The following is a 22385-nucleotide window of genomic DNA, read 5'->3' as shown; positions in this document are numbered from 1 at the left end:
TCCAGGTCATGAGCAGATCGGCGAGCGGTGTCGTCAACGGCGGCATCTCCTTCTGGTACGCGGACGACGGCCTCCCGGCGGTGCGGGAGCCGCTCGCCGGTGACGCCTCGGCGGACGTGGTGATCGTGGGCGGCGGGTACACGGGGCTGTGGACCGCGTACTACCTGAAGAAGGCCGCGCCCTTCCTCCGGGTCACCGTCCTGGAGCAGAAGTTCTGCGGCTACGGCGCCTCCGGCCGCAACGGCGGCTGGCTCTACAACGGCATCGCCGGCCGCGACCGGTACGCCGCGCTGCACGGCCACGAGGCCGCCGTACGCCTGCAGAAGGCCATGAACGACACCGTCGACGAGGTGGTCGCGGTCGCCGCCGCCGAGGGCATCGACGCCGACCTGCACAAGGGCGGGGTGCTGGAGGTCGCCACCACCCCGGCCCAGCTGGCCCGTCTGAAGGCCTTCCACGCGCACGAGCTGGCGTACGGCGAGAAGGACCGCGAGCTGTACGGCGCCGGGGAGACCCGGGAGCGGATCCGCGTCGCCGACGCGGTGGGCGGCACCTGGACCCCGCACGGCGCCCGGCTGCACCCGGTGAAGCTGATGAAGGGCCTGGTGGCGGCCGTGGCGGCGCTCGGTGTGGACATCCACGAGTCCACCCCGGTGACCGAGATCCGGCCCCGGCACGCCGTCACGCCGTACGGCACGGTCCGCGCCCCGTACATCCTGCGCTGCACCGAGGGCTTCACCGCGAACCTCAAGGGCCAGAAGCGCACCTGGCTGCCGATGAACTCCTCGATGATCGCCACCGAGCCGCTGACCGCGGAGCAGTGGGCGTCGGTGGGCTGGGAGGGCCGGGAGACCCTGGGCGACATGGCGCACGCGTACATGTACGCGCAGCGCACGGCCGACGGGCGGATCGCGCTCGGCGGGCGCGGGGTGCCGTACCGCTTCGGGTCGCGCACGGACAACGACGGCCGCACCCAGGACGCGACGGTCGAGGCGCTGCGCGAGATCCTCGTGCGGTTCTTCCCGTCCCTGGCCGGTGCCGCCGTCGAGCACGCCTGGTCCGGGGTGCTCGGGGTGCCGCGGGACTGGTGCGCGACCGTCACCCTGGACCGTTCGACGGGGCTCGGCTGGGCGGGCGGCTACGTCGGCTCCGGGGTCGCCACCACCAATCTCGCGGCCCGGACCCTCCGGGACCTCGTGCAGCTCGACTCCGGCCAGGCCGGCCGCACCGACCTCACCGAGCTGCCGTGGGTGAACCACAAGGTCCGCAAGTGGGAGCCGGAGCCGTTCCGCTGGCTCGGCGTCCAGGGCATGTACGCCACCTACCGCGCCGCCGACCAGCGCGAACGACTCCACCCGAGCACGGAGTCGTCCCGCCTGGCACAGGTCGCGGACCGGGTCGCCGGGCGGCACTGAGGTCACGCCCCGCGCGGGCGCCCCTGGAAACCCGTTGAGGCTGTGTCATACCTGTGTGCGACCATCGCCCCAACGTCCGTATTCCAGGGGGGAATTGATGACGCTTCCCATGCTCGGCACCGGTCCCGGTACGACGGCGAGACCCGGACGGCTCACCGCCGTGACGGTCCTCGTCGTATCGCTGCTCACCTCGCTGCTCACCCTCACCGGCGCCGGGTCCGCCCGCGCCGACGACCCGGTGTGCGCGCCGCTCGCCCTCGCGTCCTTCGGCGACCCCGGGGACGCGGAGGCCCAGGTGTCGGCACCGGCGGACGGCAGCACCTGCTTCACCCTCACCGCCGAGGCGCCCGGCCTGCACCTGGTCTCCCTCGGCGCCGGCAGCAGCAACCTGTACCCGCAGCTGTACACCGCCGACGGCACCCAGCTCGACTGCTACGACAACGCGTACGGCGTCAAGGGCTGGTGCGACCTGCCCGCGGCCGGCACCTACACCCTCAAGGTCGTCAACACCGGCTGGGACACCGCCGCCTCGACGCTCACCGTCGTCCCGCTCGGCTCCGCCACCCCGGGCTGCTTCGATCCGGCCGGCACCGGCTGGGACCAGCCGCCCGCCACCCGCACCACCGTGAGCCCGGCCGAGGTCGACTGCCAGCCCTTCACCGGGCAGCCCGGCGAGCGCATCCGCCTCACCGCCGCCACCTCGGTCTACGGCAGCACCACCGCATGGCTCACCGACGCGACCGGAGCCCGCATCTGCCCGCGCTTCCCGGAGGACGGCGAGGACAGCTGCGTACTGACCGGCAGCGGCCCCTACCGGGTGATCTCCCAGGTCACCTACTCCGAGAACGGCTTCCCCGCCGGGTACACGGTCGCCGCCCGCCGCCTGAACGACCCGCAGGGCTGCGCCACCGCCCCGGTCCGCCCCTACGGCGCCCTCGCCCCGCAGGACCTCACCGTCGGCGGCTGCCACACCTTCACCACCGGCAAGGCCGGCCCCTACACCGTCCACTACGTCAACGAGGACCGCGGCACCGGCCCGGTCCAGGTGTACGACGCGGACGGCCGGACCGTGTGCCGCTCCGGCACCGACCCGTGCCGGGTGCCCGCGGCCGGCACCTACACCGCGATCCCCGAGGGCACCGCCCGCCAGGGCGTGATCGTCCTCGACCGCGCCTCCGACGCCGGCTGCGTGACCACCGGGTACGGCCCGCACCAGGGCGAGCTGAGCACGCCCGGCCAGTACGACTGCCTGACCCTGCCCGCCCCGCAGAACGCCCGGATCGCCGCGCTCACCCCGCTCGTCTCCGCCGGCGTCGACGCCGACGTGGAGGTCGTCGACGCCGACGGCACCGCCCAGTGCGGCGCGCAGGCCCTCGCGGACGGCGACTGCGCGCTCACCGGCTCCGCGCCCTACCGCGTGCTGCTGCACAGCGAGTACCAGGCCGAGGGCGCGACCGGCTCCTACGGCATCGCCCTGCACCGCACCGACACCCCCGAGGGCTGCCAGGTGCTGCCCGCCGGCAGCTTCGCGGCCGACGGCGCGAAGGCCACGTTCACCACCGGTGGCGGTGTCTTCTCGCAGTGCCTGAGCATCCCGGCGGACGCCCACACCGGCACCGAGCTGTTCCAGCTGACCGCCGGCTCCGGGGACGTCCCCGCGAAGTTCTCGGTGCTGGACGCCACCGGCAAGAAGGTCTGTGAGCGCTCCGCCACCACCAACGGCTGGACCGTCTGCCAGCTCACCCCGGGCAAGGCCCACACCGTGCTGGTCACCGGCCAGGACAAGGCGGCCGCGTACACGCTGACCCGCCGGGACGTCACCGCCTCCGCCACCTCGGCGGGCTGCGCGAAGACCGCGGCGGCCGCGGTCGGCGGCCCCTCCGTCAAGCGCGGTTACGGCACCGCCGGCACCGTCGACTGCGTCCAGGTCACCACCCCGGCCGCCACCGACGTCCTCCACGTCAACGTGCGGGACGCACTGGGCACGGCGAACCTGACGGTGCTCGGCGGCGACGGCAGGACCGAGTGCTCCTTCCGCAACAGCGCCTGCGCGGTCACCGGCTCCACCACCCACCAGGTCCTCGTCCAGACCCCGGCCGGCCAGCAGGCCTCCCCCGCCTACCACCTGGACGCCCTGCGCATCGCGACCGCCGACGGGCCCGCGCCCGAGTGCACCAGGGTCCCGTCGGTCTCGTACGGCTACGGCCCGGTCACCGGCACCCTCGACGAGGCGCACAGCGCCGTGTGCGCGGTGCTGCCGACCGCCGGCCTCGACAGCTTCTCCGCCGACATCAAGGACACCACCGGCGCGACCGCGACCGCCGTGCCGACGCTGTACAACCCGGCGTCCTGGCGCAACGGCTGCGTCCAGTACACGGGCTCGGGCGGCACGGGCTACAACTGCGCCGTGCAGGGCTCGTCCACGGCGGCCACCCCGACCGTGTTCGTCCTCGGCCTGCCCGAGACCGCGTCCGGCACCGCCTACAGCGCCCGGCTGGCCTGCTCCTCCGCCCTCTGCGGCACCGACAGGGTGAGCGTCACGGGGATCAGCCCGGCCACCGGCGTCAGCGGCACGAAGGTCAGGGTGACGGTCACCGGCACCGCACTCGGCCCGGACACGGAGGTGCGGCTGAGCCTGTCCGGCCGGACCATCTCCGCGAAGGCCGACTCGGTCGCGGCGGACAACCGCTCGGTGACGGCCACCCTGGACCTGACCGGCGCGGCCGTCGGCGACTGGAACGCCAGCGTGTTCACCCCGTGCTGCGAGTACCCGCGCGGCGGCTTCACCGTGACCCAGCCCCGGCTGACCGGCACCGCCGCCCCGAAGATCACCGGCACCGCCAAGGCCGACGCCAAGGTCACGGCCACGACCGGGAGTTGGTCGGCGACCCCGGGCTCCTACACGTACCAGTGGAAGGCCGACGGCAAGGCGGTACCCGGGGCGACCGCCGCGTCGTACACCGTCCCGGCGGCCCTGGTCGGCAAGAAGCTCACCGTGACCGTGACGGCCGTGAGGAGCGGCTGGGCCGGCGGGTCGGCGACCTCGGCCGCGGTGACCGTCGCGAAGGGGGACGCGCCGAAGGCGACCAGGGCGCCGACCGTCGGCGGCACGGCGAAGACCGGGAAGAAGCTGACGGCGGCCCACGGCACCTGGAGCCCGGCGGCGACCTCGTACGCGTACCAGTGGTACGCGAACGGCAAGGCGATCAGCGGGGCCACCAGGTCCACGCTGACCCTGAAGCCGGCCCAGAAGGGCAAGAAGATCACCGTGAAGGTCACCGCCCGGCGCACCGGCCACAAGGACGGCACCGCGACCAGCAAGCCGACGAAGACCGTCACGGCCTGACCGACGGCCCACCGGGGGGGGAGGGAACGGAGCCCCCTGTCGGATTCGAACCGACGACCTTCGCTTTACAAGAGCGGCGCTCTGACCAGCTGAGCTAAGGAGGCGTGCACGCACCCGGGGGTGCGTGCCAGTGCAGTGTACCCAGGTCCCCGGCGGGGCCTGTCGAAAATTTCCGCGAAGTTCACAGGGCTCCAGGTACTGACATACGGGGTGAACGCCAGGTACCGTCCTGATCCAGTTCACTCGCGTGGACTACCCGAGTGGACTACACCAACCACCTTCCTACAACGGATCGTCCGGCACGTTCCTGCCGGTAGAAGGGGGCCTCTGAGCCATGGCCACTGTCACGTTCGACAAGGCGACCCGGATCTACCCGGGCTCCACCAAGCCCGCCGTCGACGGCCTCGACATCGCGATCGAGGACGGCGAGTTCCTCGTCCTGGTCGGCCCGTCGGGTTGCGGCAAGTCCACCTCGCTGCGGATGCTCGCGGGCCTGGAGGACGTCAACGGCGGCGCCATCCGCATCGGCGACCGCGACGTCACGCACCTGCCGCCCAAGGACCGGGACATCGCCATGGTGTTCCAGAACTACGCGCTCTACCCGCACATGAGCGTCGCCGACAACATGGGCTTCGCGCTCAAGATCGCCGGCGTCAACAAGGCGGAGATCCGGCAGAAGGTCGAGGAGGCCGCGAAGATCCTCGACCTCACCGAGTACCTGGACCGCAAGCCGAAGGCGCTCTCCGGCGGTCAGCGCCAGCGTGTCGCGATGGGCCGCGCCATCGTGCGTGAGCCGCAGGTCTTCCTCATGGACGAGCCGCTGTCCAACCTGGACGCCAAGCTCCGTGTCTCGACCCGTACGCAGATCGCCTCGCTGCAGCGCCGCCTCGGCATCACCACCGTCTACGTCACCCACGACCAGGTCGAGGCCATGACGATGGGCGACCGGGTCGCGGTCCTCAAGGACGGTCTGCTCCAGCAGGTCGACTCGCCGCGCAACATGTACGACCGCCCGGCCAACCTCTTCGTCGCCGGCTTCATCGGCTCCCCCGCCATGAACCTGGTCGAGGTCCCGATCACCGACGGCGGCGTGAAGTTCGGCAACAGCGTCGTCCCGGTCAACCGCGAGGCGCTCAAGGCCGCCAGCGACAAGGGCGACCGCACGGTGACCGTCGGCGTCCGCCCCGAGCACTTCGACGTCGTCGAGCACAACGGCGAGGCCGCCTCCACGCTGTCCAAGGACACCGAGGACGCCCCGGCCGGTCTCGCGGTCTCCGTGAACGTCGTCGAGGAGCTCGGCGCCGACGGCTACGTCTACGGCAGCGCCAAGGTCGGCGACGACCTCAAGGACCTGGTCGTCCGCGTCAGCGGCCGCGCGGTCCCGGAGAAGGGCGCCACGCTGCACGTCGTGCCGCGGCCGGGCGAGATCCACGTGTTCTCGACGTCCACGGGCGAGCGTCTCTCCGACTGAGCGATCAACCCGAAAAACCTCTGACCAGGGTGAATTCACCCAGGTTGACGGAAAGGGCCCCGCGGCCTGCTGCGGGGCCCTTTCCGTTGCCCCGAACTACCCCGGCAAGCGGGTGGTTTTCGAGCAGCGTGCGTCAACCCCGTACCCGAAACACGGCCCTTCTCCGTCCCCCGAACCGGTGACTAAATGTCGCCAAATCATTACCGCACGCTACCCTCACACGCGTGAAGCACTCCACCACCCCTCAGACGCGACGCGGCCACCGGGGCGGCCCTGCCCGCCGGATCGGCCGCACTCTCGCCCTTGTCCTGCCCGTCGTCCTGGTGCTCTCCGGGACCCTCGCGGTCACCCGCGTCAACTGGACCGGGTCCCCGCGGAGCTCGGTGCTCACCGCGACCGACGTGACCGACGCGCACGTCTCCTCCAAGGCCGCCGCCCAGGCCCCGCAGGACGTGCTGCGCGAGCAGCTGATGACCGAGCTCCAGGACAAGAACCCGGGCCAGGTCCTCACCCACCTCCAGCAGGCGGTCAACGGCCACCCGTCGCTGGCGAAGCACTGCACGTCCATCGCCCGCGCGCTGGGCCGGGCCGCGGTGCGGATGTACGGCGCCTCGCGCGCCCAGTCGTACGCCCGCCCGGTCTGCGACACGTCCTTCGCGTCGGGCGTGCTGGCCGCGCACAGCTGAACGCCGGTCGGGAAGCAGGTAACGGCTCCTTAAGGGGCCCCCTGCTGCGTGAAGCCGGCCCCGGGGCGCGTCGTACAGTTCGGGCATGACCCATCCGAACGCCGCGTTGCGCCCCACTCAAGCCGTGGTCCTGGCCGGTGGCCAGGGCTCACGGCTGCGTCCGTACACCGACGACCGGCCCAAGCCGATGGTCGAGATCCCGGGTACGGGCACGCCGATCATCGGCCACCAGCTGGCCTGGCTCGCCGAGGAGGGCGTCACCGACGTGGTGGTCTCCTGCGGCCATCTCGCCGAGGTCCTGCAGAAGTGGCTCGCGTCGGCCGACCTGCCGCTCTCCGTCACCACGGTGGTGGAGACGGAGCCGCTGGGCCGGGGCGGCGGCCTCAGGTACGCGGCCGCGCACCTTCCCCACACCGACCGGCCCTGGTACGCCACGAACGGCGACATCTGGACGCGGTTCTCGCTGCGCGACATGGCCGACTTCCACACGGAGCGGGACGCGGTGGCGACGCTGGCGCTGGCCCGGCCGCGGATTCCGTGGGGTGCCGTGCAGACCGACGGCTTCGGCCACATCACGGACTTCATCGAGTCACCGCCGTCGACGTTCGAGATCAACGCCGGCGTCTACGTGTTCTCTCCCGAGTTCGCGGCGATGCTGCCGGAGCGGGGGGACCACGAGCGCACCACGTTCCCGCACCTGGCACGGAGCCGACAGCTGGCCGGGTTCCCGATTCCGCAGGGGGCGTACTGGCGAGCCATCGACACGGCGAAGGACCTGACGGAGGCGGCAAAGGAACTGGCCGCGCTGGGGCGCTAGCCGAAGAGACGACACGACCGCCGGCTCGTCGACTGCGGGTGCGTCGTGGCTGCTCGCGCAGTTCCCCGCGCCCCCTAACGGGGCGAACGGCCGACCGTCGGGTGCGGGTGCGTGGGGGCTCGTCGCGCAGTTCCCCGCGCCCCCTAACGGGGCGGGCCGACCGTCGGGTGCGGGTGCGTGGGGGCTCGTCGCGCAGTTCCCCGCGCCCCCTAACGGGGCGGGCCGACCGTCGGGTGCGGGTGCGTGGGGGCTTGTCGCGCAGTTCCCCGCGCCCCCTTACGGGGCGAACGGCCGACCGTCGGGTGCGGGTGCGTGGGGGCTTGTCGCGCAGTTCCCCGCGCCCCTTTCGGGGCGAACGGCCGACCGTCGGGTGCGGGTGCGTGGGGGCTCGTCGCGCAGTTCCCCGCGCCCCTTTACGGGGCGAACGGCCGACCGTCGACTGCGGGTGGGTGGGGGCTTGTCGCGCGGTTTCTCGCGCGCCTTTCGGGGTGCGTGGTTCGGGGGCGGGGGTGTAGTGCCCCGTAAGGGGCGCGGGGAACTGCGCGAGCAGCCACGACGGTGCCGCGGACGGCAGAGCGCCGCAGCCCCGCGGCTGTGAGGCGCGAGGCTGCGGCGGTGGGCAGGGGCTGTCAGCCGAGGAGGCCGCCTACCAGGCCCGGCTGGCCCGAGGAGGAGGCGCCGCCGGAGGTTCCGGAGCCGGTGCCGGTGCCGCCGGTCGTGGTGGAGGCGCCACCGGTCGCGGTGCCGCCGGAGGTGGGGCCCGCGGTGGTCGGCGCGGGCGCGGTGTGCTGCGGCGGCGCCTGACCCGTGGTGCCCTGGGTCTCGCTGGGAGTCGTGGTGGTGGCGCCGCTCGTGGTGCGGTCGGCGCCCGGGGTGGTGGCCGCCTGCGAAGGGCTCGCCGTGGCGCCCCCGGAGGGAGCCGTGGAGGCCGACGGAGTCTTCCGGTGGGGCTTGGCCGACTCGCCGGGAAGCGGGGAGCCGGGGAGGTTGTTGCGCGGGGCCTCGCCGGGGCCGGGCACGACCACGCGGCTGGAGTCGCGGACCGCGCCGCCGAGGAGCGAGCCGACGAGGAGGGTGAGGCCGATGGTGACGGCCGTGATCAGGGCACCGCGGCGCAGTACGAAGGCGCGCAGCTCCCAGATGTCGGAGTGCGGGCCGAGCCGCCGCCAGGCGCTGCCCGCGAGGCGGCCGTCCACGGAGTAGACGGGGGCACCCGCGATGATCAGCGGGGACCAGGCGGCGAGGTAGATGATGTCGGGGGCGTCGTAGGCGGGGACGGTCTTCCAGCTGACGGTGACGATGAGCGCGGCGGAGAGCAGCGCGCCGACGACCGCGGCGACCCGCTGCCAGCAGCCGAGGACGGTCAGCACGCCGACGATCACCTGGAAGAAGGCGATGACGAGGCCGGCGCCGACCGGGTGCTGGAGGGCGAACTGGCGCAGCGGCTCGGCGACCTCCCAGGGGTGCAGCGTGTTGAGCCAGGTGACCATGGAGCCGCGCTTGCCGCCGTCGAAGTAGACGGGGTCGCAGAGCTTGCCCATGCCGGCGTAGATGGAGATGAAGCCGAGGAAGATGCGCAGGGGGAGGAGGACCACGCCCAGGTTCATCCGGCGGCCGGGGTAGTAGGCGTGCCGGGCCGGGTCGCCGTCGCCGGCCCGCCGGGCCGAACGCGGTTCGTCGAAGTCCTCGAACTCGTCGTCGCCGTAGGGCGGTTCGTCGTAGGCCGGTTCGTCGTAGGCGCTGCCCACCGCCGGCAGGTCCGGGAGCAGCCGCCGCTCGCCGGACGCCGGGGAGCGCGGGTGGCCGACCATCGGGGTCTCGACGGTCTGGTCCAGGGCGTCGTAGCCGTCGTCGACGCGCGGGATGACCTGGGTCGCGCCTGCCGGTTCGGCGGGCTCCTCGACGTGCCGGACGCTGCCGCCCCGGACGGCCTGGAGCAGCCGGTGGGCGCCGGTGTCGTCGGGCGCGGACCTGCCGCTCCAGACGACCGGGCGGCGCCGGCCGGGCGCCGCCCCCGCTCTGCCCGCCGTGCCGACGACCGGGATGCGCGCGGTGTCCTCGGTGGCGCTCAGGTGCCGTGCGACCCGGGGGGATTGGGTACGCCGTGTCGATACGCCCAGCTGCACGCGGAAACTCGCGTGGTTGACGATGACCTGCGCCGGATCGCTCGGCACCTTCACCATGCTCAGCGCGGGAGCGTCGTCGGGCCCGGAATCGAATCCGGAGCGGAATCCCGACGAGCGGTCCCCCGTGGGTGTGCGGGGTGTTCTGGTGTCCACACTCATCTAACCGAGTGACGTGGAGTTAGGACACTGCTTTGACCGGCCGGATGTGTCCGGACCCCGTCAAGGATGTCCCGGACGCCGGAATTAACCCGCCCAGGTGAGGTTACGGACGTCTGTTCACCCGCGTCGGCGCGCCGCCTCGTACAGCACGATCCCGGCCGCCACACCCGCGTTGAGCGACTCGGCGCCGCCCGGCATCGGGATCCGGACCCGGAAGTCGCAGGTTTCGCCGACCAGCCGGGACAGGCCCTTGCCCTCGCTGCCGACGACGATGACGACGGGGCCGCCGAGGGCCTCCAGGTCGCCGATCTCGTGCTCGCCGTCCGCGGCGAGGCCGACGACCACGATGCCGGCCTTCTTGTACGACTCCAGGGCTCGTGTCAGGTTCGTGGCGCGGGCGACCGGTGTACGGGCCGCCGTACCGGCCGACGTCTTCCAGGCACCGGCGGTCATGCCTGCCGCGCGGCGCTCGGGCACGACGACGCCGTGGCCGCCGAAGGCGGAGACCGAACGGACGACGGCGCCCAGGTTGCGCGGGTCGGTGACCCCGTCCAGCGCGACGATCAGCGGGTCCTCACCCTCGTCGTAGGCCGACTCGGCCAGGTCCTCGGGGTGCGCGTACTCGTACGGCGGGACCTGGAGGACCAGGCCCTGGTGGTTGAGGCCGTTGGTCATGCGGTCCAGCTCGGGACGCGGGGCCTCCATGAGGTTGATGCCGCCGCGCTCGGCCACGAGCTGCAGGGCCTCGCGGACCCGCTCGTCGTTGTCGATGAACTGCTGGACGTAGAGGGTGGAGGCCGGGACGCCCTCGCGGAGCGCCTCGACGACCGGGTTGCGGCCGACGACCATCTCGGAGGTGCCCTTGCCGCCCCGGCCGCGCGCCACCGGACGGCGCTGGGTCTGCTTGGCCTTGGCGGTGGCGATGCGGTTCTTCTTGTGGCCCTTGCGCATCTCGGCGGGCGGGGTCGGCCCCTTGCCCTCCAGGCCCCGGCGCCGCTGGCCGCCACTGCCGATCTGCGCGCCCTTCTTGCCGGACATGCGGCGGTTGTTGGCTGCCATGAGTTACCCGTCTCCGTGAGCTTCGTGTCGTACGTACGTCTTATGCAGTGTGCCGCCCGGGGGGCCGGGCGGCACAGTCGATCTTCAGTTCCGGGGCGGCTAGGACCTGAGGGTCCAGCGCGGGCCGGACGGGCTGTCCTCGATCGCGAGTCCGGACTGGGTCAGCTGGTCGCGGATGGCGTCGGCGGTCGCCCAGTCCTTGCGGCCGCGGGCGGACTCGCGCTGGTCGAGGACGAGGCGTACCAGGGCGTCGACGACCCCGTGCAGGTCCTCGCCCTTCTCGCCCTCGCCGGACCAGTGCGCGGCCAGCGGGTCGAGGCCGAGGACGCCGAGCATGGCGCGGACCTCGGCGAGGCGGGCGACGGCGGCTTCCTTGTCGTCGGCGGCCAGCGCGCTGTTGCCCTGCCGGACCGTGGTGTGCACGACGGCGAGCGCTTGCGGGACGCCCAGGTCGTCGTCCATCGCCTCGGCGAAGGCCGGCGGGACCTCGGCCGAGGGCTCGACGGCTCCCCCGGCCAGCTCCACCACGCGCTGCACGAACCCCTCGATCCGCACGAACGCCGACTCGGCCTCGCGCAGCGCCTCCTCGCTGTACTCGATCATCGAGCGGTAGTGCGGAGTGCCGAGGTAGTAGCGCAGCACGATCGGGCGCCAGCGCTTGACCATCTCCGAGACGAGGACCGAGTTCCCGAGGGACTTCGCCATCTTCTCCCCGGCGATGGTGACCCAGGCGTTGTGCACCCAGTACTGGGCGAAGTCGTCGCCGAAGGCCTTGGCCTGGGCGATCTCGTTCTCGTGGTGCGGGAAGATCAGGTCGAGGCCGCCGCCGTGGATGTCGAACGACTCGCCGAGGTACTTGTGGGCCATCGCCGAGCACTCCAGGTGCCAGCCGGGCCGACCGCGCCCCCACGGCGTCTCCCAGCTGGGCTCGCCCGGCTTCACGGCCTTCCACAGCGCGAAGTCCCGCTGGTCCCGCTTGCCGGTCTCGCCCTCGCCCTCGGGCTGGCGGAGGTTGTCCAGCTCCTGGTTGGAGAGCTGGAGGTAGTCCGGGTAGGAGCGCACGTCGAAGTAGACGTTGCCGTCGGCCTCGTAGGCGTGACCACGCTCGATCAGCCCGCGCATCATCTCGATCATCTCCGGCACGTGCCCGGTCGCGCGGGGCTCGTACGTCGGCGGGAGGCAGCCGAGCGCGGTGTAACCGTCGTTGAACGCGCGCTCGTTCTCGTAGCCGATCGCCCACCAGGGGCGGCCCTGGTCGGCGGACTTGGCGATGATCTTGTCGTCGATGTCCGTGACGTTGCGGACGAACGTCACGTCGTAGCCGCGGTATTCGAACCAGCGGCGCATGATGTCGAAGTTCAGGCCGGACCGGATGTGCCCGATGTGGGGCGCCGCCTGCACGGTGGCACCACAGAGGTAGATCGAGACGCGGCCCGCGGTGAGCGGGGCGAAGTCACGGATCTGCCGGGCGTTGGTGTCGTACAGGCGAATAGTCACGGGACCTAGGGTAGTGGGCCGAGGGCAGTGCGCGGCACCGGCGTGTGAAGCACCGTCGCCGGGTGCGAGTGCGCTGTGTCTTGTCCGCGCCCCGCGGCGGAGCCGCCGATCCATACGGCCCCGTGCCCCTGGAAGAATCCGGTCACGCCGTTTTCACGACCAACGCCGTCGCCACCGCCATGAGACCCTCGCCCCGGCCCGGGAAACCCAGGCCGTCCGTGGTGGCCCCGGAGACCGACACGGGAGCCCCGGCGGCATCCGAAAGGATCTTCTCGGCCTCGTCACGGCGCTTCCCGATCTTCGGGCGCGGGCCCACGACCTGCACGGCGACGTTCCCGATGGTGAAACCGGCGTCCCGGACGATGCGGGCCGCCGCCGTCAGGAGGGTCACGCCGGACGCGCCCGACCACTGCGGGCGCCCCGTGCCGAAGTGCTGCCCCAGGTCGCCGAGGCCCGCGGCGGAGAACAGCGCGTTGCACGCCGCGTGCGCGACCACGTCCGCGTCCGAGTGGCCGGCCAGGCCGGGGCCCTCGCCCTCCCACTTCAGGCCGGCGCACCACAGGTCGCGGCCCTCCTCGAAGGCGTGGATGTCGGTGCCGATCCCCACCCGGGGGAGGACCACCTCAGAAGCCATCGTTGAGCCTCCTGCGGGCCAGGACCGCCTCCGCGAGGACCAGGTCGAGGGGGCGGGTGACCTTGAAGGCCTCCTCGTGGCCGGGGACGACCACGACCCGGTCGCCGAGCTGCTCGACCATGCTGGCGTCGTCGGTGACGTTCTCGGTGACCGTCTCGTGGGCGCGGACCAGGGTCCTGCGGTCGAAGCCCTGGGGGGTCTGGACGGCGCGCAGCCGGGCCCGCTCGGGGGTGGCGAGCACCGGCTCGGGGTCGCCGGGGGCGGTGGCCGGCTCGACCTCCTTGACCGTGTCGGCGAGCGGGAGGGCGGGGACGACCGCCGGGGCGCCGTCGCGGACCGCCTGGATCACCGCGTCGACCGTGTCGACGGGGACGAGCGGGCGGGCGGCGTCGTGGACCAGGACGATGTCGTAGTCCGGCGGCAGCGCGTCCAGGCCGAGCCGGACCGACTCCTGGCGGGACTCGCCGCCGGGGACGACGACGAAGTCGGTGCGGTCGGGCAGCGCGTGGGCGTCGAGGAGCGACTTGACCTCGGGCGCGCCGTCGGGCGGGGCCACGACGACGACCAGGGAGACGGAGCGGGAGGCGGCGAGGGCGCGTACGGCGTGGATGAGCATGGGAGTGCCGTTCAGCGCGCGTAGCGCCTTGGGGGCGCCCGGACCGAGCCGTACGCCTCGGCCGGCGGCGGGAATCACGGCTGCCGTGCGCAGTGCGGTACGCGGTTCCGTACGCGAAGGACGCGAATCGTCAGACATCGGTTCCTGTCAGGTTTGTGTGCGGGCCTGGCGTGGGTATGGCCTGGGAAGTGCCGGGCGCGACGCCTTGACCGGACCCTTCCGTGACACTGGTCGAGCCAGCAGCCCGGGCCCGGCACGCTTAGTATCGGGGGTTCCCCGAGGGCGTACGCAAACATGCCGCAGCGCCCGGCGACAGAGAAAGTGTCATCGGGCACCGCGGCATTTCGGGTGTGCGGAGTTCAGCGTGCCGAGCCGGACAGCGGCTGCGTCAGGACGCGAGGACCTCGTCGAGCAGGGCCTCGGCCTTGTCCTCGTTCGTGTTCTCCGCGAGGGCGAGCTCGCTCACCAGGATCTGGCGGGCCTTGGCGAGCATGCGCTTCTCACCGGCGGAGAGTCCGCGCTCGCGCTCACGACGCCACAGGTCACGCACGACTTCCGCGACCTTGATGACATCGCCGGAGGCGAGCTTCTCCAGGTTTGCCTTGTAGCGACGGGACCAGTTCGTGGGCTCCTCGGCGTACGGCGCGCGCAGCACCTCGAAGACCCGGTCCAGCCCGTCCTGACCGACCACATCACGCACGCCGACGAACTCCGCATTGTCCGCTGGCACACGTACCGTCAGGTCACCCTGGGCGACCTTCAGCACCAAGTAGGTCTTGTCCACGCCTTTGATCTGGCGAGTTTCGATGGCCTCGATCAGCGCGGCCCCGTGATGGGGATAGACCACGGTGTCGCCAACCTTGAACGTCATGTGACAGGTACCCCTTCCGTGGCTATCCAGGGTAACACGGAAACCGGCGGTTCTGAATGGCGTTTTCGCAGGTCAGGGCATATCTCGGGGCTTGACAACAGCAACAGGAACGTGCTTCGCAGGCTGTCCGGAAGCAGGTATTCGCAGGTGGGAGCGGCTCTCCAGGCGAGGGGAAACGCCCACGTTACACACGTCCGGACACCCTCCCGAGTGGCCGAACGTCCACATATGTCCGGTTCCAAGCGTGCGACTTCCGCTACTCCGTTCGGTTGTCGGCGCCGGATCCCGGACGTTTCCGGAATTGATCACGGGTACGGCCGAACGCCCGACTGAACGGTACGTGAAGCCGCACCTGAAGCAGTAGGTGATCAATTTTCCCGGCGGTCGCGCATTCCTTCACGGAAATTTTGCGCGTGGTGCTGCGGACGGGTTATGTGAATGCCGCACGAGGGTCGCTCCAAAGTGGCCGAAGGGGCACTTGCGGATGCCCCCGCGTACCCCCTGCCCGAGGGAAGCGAGGAGCTTGGGGAGGGTCGGGTGCGGCCTCGCGGGAACGGCTCGGTAACCTAAGGCCGCTGACAGACACTTAGGGCGGCTTTATCAGAGGGCCGCCCGTGCGTTCAAGGAGTTGCCGCCGCCGTGAGCAGCAGCCTTCGACGCGGCGCCCTCGCCGCCTCCGCCCTCGCCTTCTCCGTCGCCGCACTCTCCGCCTGCGGCGCGGGCAACAACTCCCAGACGCTGGAGATCAAGCCGGACAACGCGGCGACGAGTGTCGGTGACATCAAGGTCCAGAACGCGACCGTGATCACCCAGCCCGACCTCACGTCGACCGGCCCGGCCGTGGTCTCCGCGACCATCTTCAACACCGGCACCGAGCCGGAGACGCTGCAGTCGATCGTCGTCGCCGGCACCGGCAAGACCGCGGAGCTGCACGCCACCAAGACCCAGCCGCTGACCATCCCGGGCGGCGGCCGGCTGATCCTGGGCGGCAAGGACAACGCCTCCGCGGTGCTGGGCAGCAGTCGTGAGGCGGTCCTGGACGGCAACGCCCAGAAGATCACGTTCACCTTCAGCAAGACCGGTGACGTGAGCCTGCGCGCGTTCGTCGTGCCGGCCGAGAGCTTCTTCACCGGCTGGGGCCCGAGCGCGGTGCCGTCCGCCACGGCCTCCGCGTCCGCCTCCTCGTCGGCTTCCGCCTCCGGCTCCGGCTCCCCGGCCGCCGGCTCGACGGCGAGCGAGAGCGCCAAGGCGGGCAAGAAGAACAAGGAGTCCGCCTCGGCCACGCCGAGCGACTCGGCCTCGGAGTCGACGAACGCCGGCTGAGCCGGCACCCCGAAACCGACAGAAGGGCGGCACCCCGAGGGGTGCCGCCCTTCGCCGCTGAGGAGACCGTCCCGCGGCCGGACGCGCCCCGTGAGGGGCGCTGGGGGTCCCCCCGGCCGAAGGCTGGGGGAGGAACTGCGCGGCCCGCCCCCACCGGCCCGCAGGTCCGTCGTCGTTACGGACGGGATGGCGAGTGAGCGACGGGCTCGCTCGAACGCCACCCCGGCCCGAGGCCGGCTTTACGGCTCGAACTTGTAGCCGAGACCACGCACCGTCACCAGGTAGCGCGGCGCACCCGGGTCCGGCTCGATCTTCGCGCGGAGGCGCTTGACGTGGACGTCGAGGGTCTTGGTGTCACCGACGTAGTCGGCGCCCCAGACTCGGTCGATGAGCTGCATGCGGGTGAGGACGCGGCCGGCGTTGCGCAGGAGCATCTCCAGGAGGTCGAACTCCTTGAGGGGGAGGTCGACCTTGGAGCCGGAGACCGTCACGACGTGGCGGTCGACGTCCATGCGGACCGGGCCCGCCTCCAGGGCGGCCGGGGTGACCTCCTCCGGCTCGCCGCGGCGGCGGAGCACCGCGCGGATGCGGGCGACCAGCTCGCGCGAGGAGAAGGGCTTGGTGACGTAGTCATCGGCTCCTATTTCGAGCCCGACGACCTTGTCGATCTCGCTGTCCTTGGCCGTCACCATGATGACGGGGACGTTGGAGCGGCCGCGCAGCTGGCGGCAGACCTCGGTGCCCGGCAGGCCGGGCAGCATCAGGTCGAGGAGGACGAGGTCGGCGCCGTTGCGCTCGAACTCGTCGAGTCCGTCGGGGCCCGTGGCCGCCACGGCGACCTCGAAGCCCTCCTTGCGGAGCATGTACGACAGGGCGTCGGAGAAGGACTCCTCGTCCTCGACGACGAGCACTCGGGTCACGGAAGGACCTCCGGGGCGGGAAGCGGTTCGTACGGGGATGACTCGGTGGTACCGGCCTCGTCTTCGAGGTCGGGGTCGGGGTGCTGCGATGCGCGATCGCGGGCCACGCCCGCCTCCGGCAGCCTGAGGGTGAAAGTGGAGCCCTGGCCTTCGGCGCTCCACACCGTGACCTCCCCGCCGTGCGAGGCGACCACGTGCTTGACGATGGCGAGGCCGAGGCCGGTGCCACCGGTGGCCCGCGAGCGGGCCGGGTCGACGCGGTAGAAGCGCTCGAAGATGCGCTCCTTGTCCTTGTCGGTGATGCCGATGCCCTGGTCGGTCACGGCAAGCTCGATCATGTCGCCGCCGGTCGCACTGATCCGGCGGGCGGCTATCCCGACCCGGGTACGGGCCGGGGAGTAGTTCACGGCGTTCTCGACCAGGTTGCCGAGGGCGGCGGCGAGCTGGCCGCGGTTGCCCCAGACATGCAGGTCGGCGGTGCCGCCGGCGGCCATGGTGATCTGCTTGGTGCCGGCCTGGTGCCGGCACCGGTCGATCGCCTCGGCGACCAGTTCGTCGACCCGGACGGGCTCGGCGTCCTCCAGCGGGTCGTCGTTCTGCACTCTCGACAGATCGATGAGCTCCTGGACCAGGTTGGTCAGGCGCGTGGCCTCGATCTGCATGCGACCGGCGAAGCGCTGCACGGCCTCCGGATCGTCCGAGGCGTCCATGACGGCCTCGGAGAGCAGGGAGAGCGCGCCGACCGGGGTCTTCAGCTCGTGGCTCACGTTCGCCACGAAGTCGCGTCGTACCGCCTCGATCCTACGGGCCTCGGTGAGGTCCTCGACGAGGAGCAGCACGAGCCGGGAGCCGAGGGGCGCCACCCGTGCGGAGACGGCCAGTGCCTCGCCCCGTCCGGTCCCCCGCCGCGGGAGGTCCAGCTCGACCTGCCGTATCTCGCCGTCCCGCCGGGTGTCACGGGCCATGCCGAGCATCGGCTCGATGGCGAGTTTGCCACCGCGCACGAGTCCGAGGGCGTACGCCGCCGAGCTCGCCTTGACGACCGTGTCGGCCTCGTCGAGGACGACCGCGGAGGAGCGCAGCACGCTCAGTACGGTGTCCACGCCCGGGGGCAGTACGGGGTCGGTGTGCAGAGAAGTCCTGGTCGGTCGCTTCTGGTCGCGTTCGCTCCAGCGGAACGCCAGCATGGCGATGACACCGGTAAGCACCCCGGCGATCGCTGCCGCTGCGGCGACCGCCGCGTTCACGTCCATGCAAACAGGTTAAGCAGGGGGTACGACATCCCCACAGTCCGTGGGGTGTCAGCTCGAACACTCGTCGCCCAGAGTTCACCTTGGAGCCAGTATTGGTTCATTTGGGGTGGCAGAAACGGACGCGTAGGGACCGGAACGTGGGAGCGTGGGGTTCGCAGCTGGTTTCGGCCACGGGCCCCGGCCCCCGGAACCCCTGGACCACGCATACGAGAGGGAACCCTGATGCGGGACGCGTACCACGAGGAACTCGATTCGATCGGCGACAGCCTGGTCGACATGGCCCGACTGGTCGGATCGGCGATCGGACGCGCCACGACGGCGATCCTCGACGGTGACCTCAAGCTCGCCGAGAGCGTCATCGAGGCCGACCAGAAGGTGGACGAGCTCCACCACGACCTGGAGGCGCGCGCGATAGCCCTGCTCGCCCGCCAGCAGCCGGTGGCGACGGACCTGCGGATCGTCGTCACCTCGCTCCGTATGTCCGCCGACCTGGAGCGCTCCGGCGACCTCGCCCAGCACGTGGCGAAGCTGGCCCGGCTGCGCTACCCGGCGAACGCCATCCCCCACGACCTGCACGCCACCATCCTGGAGATGGGCCAGCTCGCGCAGCGCCTGATGGCCAAGGCCGCCGAGGTGATCATCACCAAGGACGTCGACCTGGCCCTCCAGCTGGAGCAGGACGACGACGAGATGGACCTGCTGCACCGCACGATCTTCCAGCACCTGCTGGACGACCGCTGGAAGCACGGCATCGAGACCGCCGTCGACGTGACGCTCCTCGGCCGCTACTACGAGCGGTACGCCGACCACGCGGTCGCCGTCGCCAAGCGCGTCGTCTTCCTGGTCACCGGCGAGCACGCGGACGAGCTGCAGCCCGACATCCAGCCGGTGACGGGCGCCGAGGGGGCGTGACCCGCAAGGCGGGCGGGGGCTCGCGGGGTGCGGGTCGGGCGTACGGGCGCCACTGTGCGCCGTTGATGCGCCCAGCGAAATGGGCATGGAATGGGCAAGGCCCTACCTCTAGGGCATCTAGGGACCTCCAGGAGGGATCCATGGCCGAATCCCCCAGCACCACGCCCGACCCCACGCAGCAGCACGAGACCGACCAGCCCGTCGAGATCAAGAACCTGCTGGTCATCGGCGCCTGCGGGTGCGGCTCGGGCTGCGGCTGCGGCTGCCAGTCGGGCAGCCCCTGCCAGTGCGGCTGAGCGGACCTGTCAGCACACGTCAGAACTCGTCAGCACACGCCGGCGCACGTCGGTTAAGGCGAAGGGCCCCGGACTACGGTCCGGGGCCCTTCGCATGCCGTGCCGCAGCGGCGGGCGCAGCATGGTGGTGAGACGGGTGGGACGGACAAGCCGAAGGAGGTGGCAGCCATGCCGCACTACATGGACGTCCACCACGGGATGAACGGCATCACCGCCGACCAGCTGAAGGAGGCCCACGAGGCCGACCTCGCCGTCGAGAAGGAGGAGGGCGTCCACTTCGAACACGCCTGGGCCGACCCCGCCTCCGGCAAGGTCTACTGCCTCTCCGAGGCGCCTTCGGCCGAGGCGGTCAAGCGCGTCCTCGAACGCACGGGCCATCCCGCCGACGAGATCCACCAGGTGCCGTTCTCGATCTGACGCCGCCGTTCAGACTGGTGGCGCCTTCAGGCTTCTGAAGAGTCCGACCGCTGAGGCCTCCGACCGCCGACGCCATCAGACTGCCGACGCCTTCCGACCGCTGACGTCTTCCGACCGCTGACGCCCTTCAGGCGGAGGGCAGCGCGGCGAGCCAGTCGACGAGCAGCCGGTTGACCTCGTCGGGCCGCTCCTGCTGGATCCAGTGCCCGCAGCCGTCGAGGATGTGGGAGGAGACCAGGCCGGGGAGGGTGACCGGGTACGCCTCGATGGCGTCGGCCAGCCAGGTCGTGGAGGCGTCTAGGCCGCCGCCGACGAACAGGGACGGCTGGGTGATCGGGGCACCGTCGTGGGCGGCGAGGTCCTCCCAGTCGCGGTCCATGTTCCGGTACCGGTTGAGTGCCCCGGTCAGTCCGGTGCGCTCGAACTCCCCGGCGTAGACGTCGAGATCCCGCTCGCCGAGCCACCCGGGCAGCCGTCCGGCGGGGAACCGGTCCCGGAGCGTGCCGCCTCTGCCGACGAAGTGCGGGTCGGGAGCGCCGGGTCCGGGCATGGTGTCGCCGGACAGGGCACCGTAGAACCCCGCCAGCCAGCCCCGCACGTCGGGTTCGATCTCGGCCTCGGCGCGGCCGGGCTCCTGGAAGTAGGAGACGTAGAACTCCTCGTCCCCGCCGCTCATCCCCGCGAAGACGGCGCTGGGCCGCGGCCCGCCGCGCGGGGTGTACGGGACGCTCAGCAGCCCCACGGCCCGGAACACCTCCGGCCTCAGCAGCGCGGAGTTCGCGGCGACGGCCGCGCCCCAGTCGTGCCCGACGACCACTGCCGACTCCGCGCCGAGGGCCCGCACGACCTCGGCGTTGTCCGCCACGAGCTCGGTCATCCGGTACGCGTCCGGCTCGACCGGCGCGGACGAACGCCCGTATCCCCGCACGTCGATGGCGACCGCCCGGTACCCGGCCGCGGCGAGCGCCGGCAGCTGATGCCGCCAGGAGTACCAGCACTCGGGAAACCCGTGCACGAGCAGTACGAGGGGCCCCTCCCCCTGCTCGACCAGGTGGATCCGCCGTCCGTCCGCGACGACCGACCGATGCTGCGCTGCCATACGCCCTCCTCGACTTGCCTGCCTTGCTTGCCTTGCGTGTCTTGCGCGCCCTGCTTGCGTTGCCGGGCCTTCGGGACCGTTGCCGATCGGCCGCCGGCCCTGCACCGATCATGCGAACCCGTGCCTCGCGGGGCCGAGCGCGTTTGCCGGTTCGGCAAACCGCGGCCGAGTGTCCGCTCCCGGAGCCGCCAAGGGGACGGCGAGGCGCGAAAGGGACGGAAGCTCACGTTCTATGACGTCCATCACAGCGGTCCGGCGACCTACCGGGGTGCTTAGTAGACGCGACGAGGCGGACATCTGAGCATTTGTCCGTCTTGGGGCGGATGCGAACCTCGACGCACGTCCCGGAATTCCGCCTGGCCGACAGGCGCGCCCATCGCCTTCAGCCGCAAGCCTTCTGACGCCGTGACAGTTCCTCCGCCGGCCGCCGTCTGCGGACCTGGGCTCCGTGCGCTGCCCCGGCGCGGCCCTGGGACCTACGAGGCGACGTAGTGGTGGGGACCCTTTGCGCTCCCTGTCAGGCCGTCCTAAGAATGTCGACCCACAGGACGTCGCCGCAGTTCGGAACCGGTGCTCACGCAATCGACCAGGCACCGGGCGCTCGGCGTCACCGAGTGAGTAGGAGCCCCCCACATGAAGTCGTCCCGAACGTCCGCGAGACTCCTCGCCCTCGGCCTGGGCCTTGCCTCCGGCGCGCTGGGCACGGCGGTGCCGGCGAGTGCCCAAACGTCCGCCGCCCCGGCCACCGCGCGGTCCGCCGCCAGGTCCGCCGCCCCTGGTTCCTCCGTGGCGCGGTACGACGGGACGGGCGAGGAGGCCGCCGACAACAAGGCGTTCTACGAGGCCGTGCTCAAGTCGGTCGCCGAGAAGCGCGCGGCACAGCCCGACGCGCAGGCGGTGACCATCTACTACAACGACTCCCGGGCACCGAGCTTCCGTTCGCAGATAGCGAGCGCGGCCTCGATCTGGAACAGCTCCGAGACCGACGTCAAGCTCCAGGAGTCCTCGAGCGGCGCCGACTTCTCCTACTACGAGGGCAACGACTCGCGCGGGTCCTACGCCTCCACCAACGGCCACGGCAGCGGCTACATCTTCATCGACTACTCCCAGGCCCGGCAGTACGACTCGGTCCGCGTCGTCGCCCACGAGACCGGGCACGTGCTGGGCCTCAAGGACGACTACAGCGGGCCGTGCAGTGAGCTGATGTCGGGCGGCGGCCCCGGCCCGTCCTGCACCAACCGCTACCCGAACGCCACCGAGCGCTCGAGTGTCGAGCAGCTGTGGGCCACCGGAGCCGGGCAGCAGACCTCGGGCGGCACGGCGAACCAGCCCGGTGCGTCGGTGAACCCTGGCGCGTCGGTGAACCCCGGTGCGTCGGTGAACCCCGGTGCGTCGGTGAACGTCGTACCGCAGGTACCGAACGCGGCACCGGGTCAGGTTCCGGGAGCCCCGCTCACCGGCATCCTCT

18 protein-coding genes, 1 tRNA gene and 1 pseudogene are annotated in these 22385 nt (G+C 71.7%); 10 read left to right on the top strand and 10 right to left on the bottom strand.

Going from position 1 to position 22385, the window contains the following annotated elements; translation table 11 throughout:
* Positions 1-8 precede the first annotated feature (8 nt).
* On the top strand, positions 9-1415 hold the full coding sequence (locus tag ACIQVL_RS25955) for an NAD(P)/FAD-dependent oxidoreductase (protein ID WP_403476464.1): 1407 nt from the start codon (positions 9-11) through the stop codon (positions 1413-1415).
* A 97-nt stretch (positions 1416-1512) separates the two neighbouring features.
* The gene (locus ACIQVL_RS25950) at positions 1513-4761 is read left to right on the top strand and encodes a Tat pathway signal protein (protein ID WP_403476463.1); all 3249 of its coding nucleotides are present in this window, start codon (positions 1513-1515) and stop codon (positions 4759-4761) included.
* Between the two features lie 30 nt (positions 4762-4791).
* Here the strand turns inward: ACIQVL_RS25950 and ACIQVL_RS25945 are convergent.
* A tRNA-Thr gene (locus ACIQVL_RS25945) sits at positions 4792-4865 on the bottom strand.
* Positions 4866-5095: 230 nt separating this feature from the next.
* Between ACIQVL_RS25945 and msiK the strand changes: the two genes are divergently transcribed.
* The 3 genes from msiK (at position 5096) to ACIQVL_RS25930 (ending at position 7735) form a co-directional block, all read left to right on the top strand.
* On the top strand, positions 5096-6232 hold the full coding sequence (msiK, locus tag ACIQVL_RS25940) for a diacetylchitobiose ABC transporter ATP-binding protein MsiK (protein ID WP_403426505.1): 1137 nt from the start codon (positions 5096-5098) through the stop codon (positions 6230-6232).
* 224 nt (positions 6233-6456) lie between these two features.
* Complete coding sequence (locus ACIQVL_RS25935) at positions 6457-6918, top strand: hypothetical protein (protein WP_403426503.1); 462 nt, start codon at positions 6457-6459, stop codon at positions 6916-6918.
* 85 nt (positions 6919-7003) lie between these two features.
* Entirely contained in the window at positions 7004-7735 is a 732-nt protein-coding gene (locus tag ACIQVL_RS25930) for an NDP-sugar synthase (protein WP_403426502.1), read from the top strand.
* 629 nt (positions 7736-8364) lie between these two features.
* On the opposite strand, the gene ACIQVL_RS25925 is transcribed toward ACIQVL_RS25930, so the two are convergent.
* The 6 genes from ACIQVL_RS25925 to ACIQVL_RS25900 form a co-directional block, all read right to left on the bottom strand.
* Positions 8365-10020: a DoxX family protein gene (locus tag ACIQVL_RS25925; RefSeq protein WP_403426500.1), complete on the bottom strand. Its 1656-nt coding sequence runs from the start codon at positions 10018-10020 to the stop codon at positions 8365-8367.
* A gap of 117 nt (positions 10021-10137) precedes the next feature.
* Positions 10138-11079: a 23S rRNA (guanosine(2251)-2'-O)-methyltransferase RlmB gene (gene rlmB / locus ACIQVL_RS25920; RefSeq protein ID WP_403476462.1), complete on the bottom strand. Its 942-nt coding sequence runs from the start codon at positions 11077-11079 to the stop codon at positions 10138-10140.
* Between the two features lie 99 nt (positions 11080-11178).
* The gene (cysS, locus tag ACIQVL_RS25915; protein ID WP_403476461.1) at positions 11179-12576 is read right to left on the bottom strand and encodes a cysteine--tRNA ligase; all 1398 of its coding nucleotides are present in this window, start codon (positions 12574-12576) and stop codon (positions 11179-11181) included.
* 142 nt (positions 12577-12718) lie between these two features.
* Positions 12719-13210: a 2-C-methyl-D-erythritol 2,4-cyclodiphosphate synthase gene (gene ispF / locus ACIQVL_RS25910; protein WP_403426495.1), complete on the bottom strand. Its 492-nt coding sequence runs from the start codon at positions 13208-13210 to the stop codon at positions 12719-12721.
* Positions 13200-13964 carry a 2-C-methyl-D-erythritol 4-phosphate cytidylyltransferase gene (gene ispD, locus ACIQVL_RS25905; RefSeq protein ID WP_403426494.1) on the bottom strand — a complete coding sequence of 255 codons (765 nt, stop codon included), beginning with the start codon at positions 13962-13964 and terminating at the stop codon, positions 13200-13202. The genes ispF and ispD overlap by 11 nt, the downstream gene beginning before the upstream one ends.
* Positions 13965-14214: 250 nt before the next feature.
* The gene (locus ACIQVL_RS25900; protein ID WP_003953493.1) at positions 14215-14697 is read right to left on the bottom strand and encodes a CarD family transcriptional regulator; all 483 of its coding nucleotides are present in this window, start codon (positions 14695-14697) and stop codon (positions 14215-14217) included.
* A gap of 639 nt (positions 14698-15336) precedes the next feature.
* Here ACIQVL_RS25900 and ACIQVL_RS25895 point away from each other — a divergent pair.
* Positions 15337-16020 carry a DUF461 domain-containing protein gene (locus ACIQVL_RS25895; protein WP_403426492.1) on the top strand — a complete coding sequence of 228 codons (684 nt, stop codon included), beginning with the start codon at positions 15337-15339 and terminating at the stop codon, positions 16018-16020.
* Positions 16021-16259: 239 nt separating this feature from the next.
* Here ACIQVL_RS25895 and ACIQVL_RS25890 read toward each other — a convergent pair whose 3' ends face one another.
* Both ACIQVL_RS25890 and ACIQVL_RS25885 read right to left on the bottom strand, forming a co-directional pair.
* On the bottom strand, positions 16260-16940 hold the full coding sequence (locus ACIQVL_RS25890; protein WP_010358452.1) for a response regulator transcription factor: 681 nt from the start codon (positions 16938-16940) through the stop codon (positions 16260-16262).
* Positions 16937-18193, bottom strand: coding sequence for a sensor histidine kinase (locus tag ACIQVL_RS25885; protein ID WP_403426490.1), 1257 nt, complete (start codon positions 18191-18193; stop codon positions 16937-16939). The genes ACIQVL_RS25890 and ACIQVL_RS25885 overlap by 4 nt, the downstream gene beginning before the upstream one ends.
* 222 nt (positions 18194-18415) lie before the next feature.
* On the opposite strand from ACIQVL_RS25885, the gene phoU reads away from it, so the two are divergent.
* From phoU to ACIQVL_RS25870, 3 genes are all read left to right on the top strand, one after another.
* A complete protein-coding gene (phoU, locus tag ACIQVL_RS25880; RefSeq protein ID WP_351703228.1) occupies positions 18416-19105 on the top strand; it encodes a phosphate signaling complex protein PhoU in 690 nt (229 codons plus the stop codon).
* A gap of 140 nt (positions 19106-19245) precedes the next feature.
* Positions 19246-19401, top strand: coding sequence for a hypothetical protein (locus ACIQVL_RS25875; RefSeq protein WP_361300005.1), 156 nt, complete (start codon positions 19246-19248; stop codon positions 19399-19401).
* Positions 19402-19569: 168 nt separating this feature from the next.
* Complete coding sequence (locus ACIQVL_RS25870; RefSeq protein ID WP_403476460.1) at positions 19570-19818, top strand: SCO4226 family nickel-binding protein; 249 nt, start codon at positions 19570-19572, stop codon at positions 19816-19818.
* A 127-nt stretch (positions 19819-19945) separates the two neighbouring features.
* On the opposite strand, the gene ACIQVL_RS25865 is transcribed toward ACIQVL_RS25870, so the two are convergent.
* Positions 19946-20917 carry an alpha/beta fold hydrolase gene (locus ACIQVL_RS25865; RefSeq protein WP_403476459.1) on the bottom strand — a complete coding sequence of 324 codons (972 nt, stop codon included), beginning with the start codon at positions 20915-20917 and terminating at the stop codon, positions 19946-19948.
* 633 nt (positions 20918-21550) lie between these two features.
* Here ACIQVL_RS25865 and snpA point away from each other — a divergent pair.
* Positions 21551-22210, top strand: a pseudogene (gene snpA / locus ACIQVL_RS25860) (snapalysin); the annotation flags it as partial.
* Between the last annotated feature and the right edge of the window lie 175 nt (positions 22211-22385).

The sequence above is a fragment of the Streptomyces sp. NPDC090499 genome (assembly GCF_044769305.1).
GTDB lineage: Bacteria > Actinomycetota > Actinomycetes > Streptomycetales > Streptomycetaceae > Streptomyces.
Note: the sequence above shows the minus strand (reverse complement) of the source record. Positions and strands in the feature narration are given on the sequence as shown.

Excerpts from the sequence above, each read along its gene's own strand:
- msiK (WP_403426505.1), top strand. The coding sequence starts at position 5,096 with ATGGCCACTGTCACGTTCGACAAGGCGACCCGGATCTACCCGGGCTCC.
- ispD (WP_403426494.1), bottom strand. The coding sequence starts at position 13,964 with ATGTCTGACGATTCGCGTCCTTCGCGTACGGAACCGCGTACCGCACTG.
- ACIQVL_RS25955 (WP_403476464.1), top strand. The coding sequence starts at position 9 with ATGAGCAGATCGGCGAGCGGTGTCGTCAACGGCGGCATCTCCTTCTGG.
- ACIQVL_RS25870 (WP_403476460.1), top strand. The coding sequence starts at position 19,570 with ATGCCGCACTACATGGACGTCCACCACGGGATGAACGGCATCACCGCC.
- ACIQVL_RS25925 (WP_403426500.1), bottom strand. The coding sequence starts at position 10,020 with ATGAGTGTGGACACCAGAACACCCCGCACACCCACGGGGGACCGCTCG.
- ACIQVL_RS25865 (WP_403476459.1), bottom strand. The coding sequence starts at position 20,917 with ATGGCAGCGCAGCATCGGTCGGTCGTCGCGGACGGACGGCGGATCCAC.
- ACIQVL_RS25930 (WP_403426502.1), top strand. The coding sequence starts at position 7,004 with ATGACCCATCCGAACGCCGCGTTGCGCCCCACTCAAGCCGTGGTCCTG.
- rlmB (WP_403476462.1), bottom strand. The coding sequence starts at position 11,079 with ATGGCAGCCAACAACCGCCGCATGTCCGGCAAGAAGGGCGCGCAGATC.
- ACIQVL_RS25950 (WP_403476463.1), top strand. The coding sequence starts at position 1,513 with ATGACGCTTCCCATGCTCGGCACCGGTCCCGGTACGACGGCGAGACCC.
- ACIQVL_RS25885 (WP_403426490.1), bottom strand. The coding sequence starts at position 18,193 with ATGGACGTGAACGCGGCGGTCGCCGCAGCGGCAGCGATCGCCGGGGTG.
- ispF (WP_403426495.1), bottom strand. The coding sequence starts at position 13,210 with ATGGCTTCTGAGGTGGTCCTCCCCCGGGTGGGGATCGGCACCGACATC.
- ACIQVL_RS25900 (WP_003953493.1), bottom strand. The coding sequence starts at position 14,697 with ATGACGTTCAAGGTTGGCGACACCGTGGTCTATCCCCATCACGGGGCC.
- ACIQVL_RS25875 (WP_361300005.1), top strand. The coding sequence starts at position 19,246 with ATGGCCGAATCCCCCAGCACCACGCCCGACCCCACGCAGCAGCACGAG.
- phoU (WP_351703228.1), top strand. The coding sequence starts at position 18,416 with ATGCGGGACGCGTACCACGAGGAACTCGATTCGATCGGCGACAGCCTG.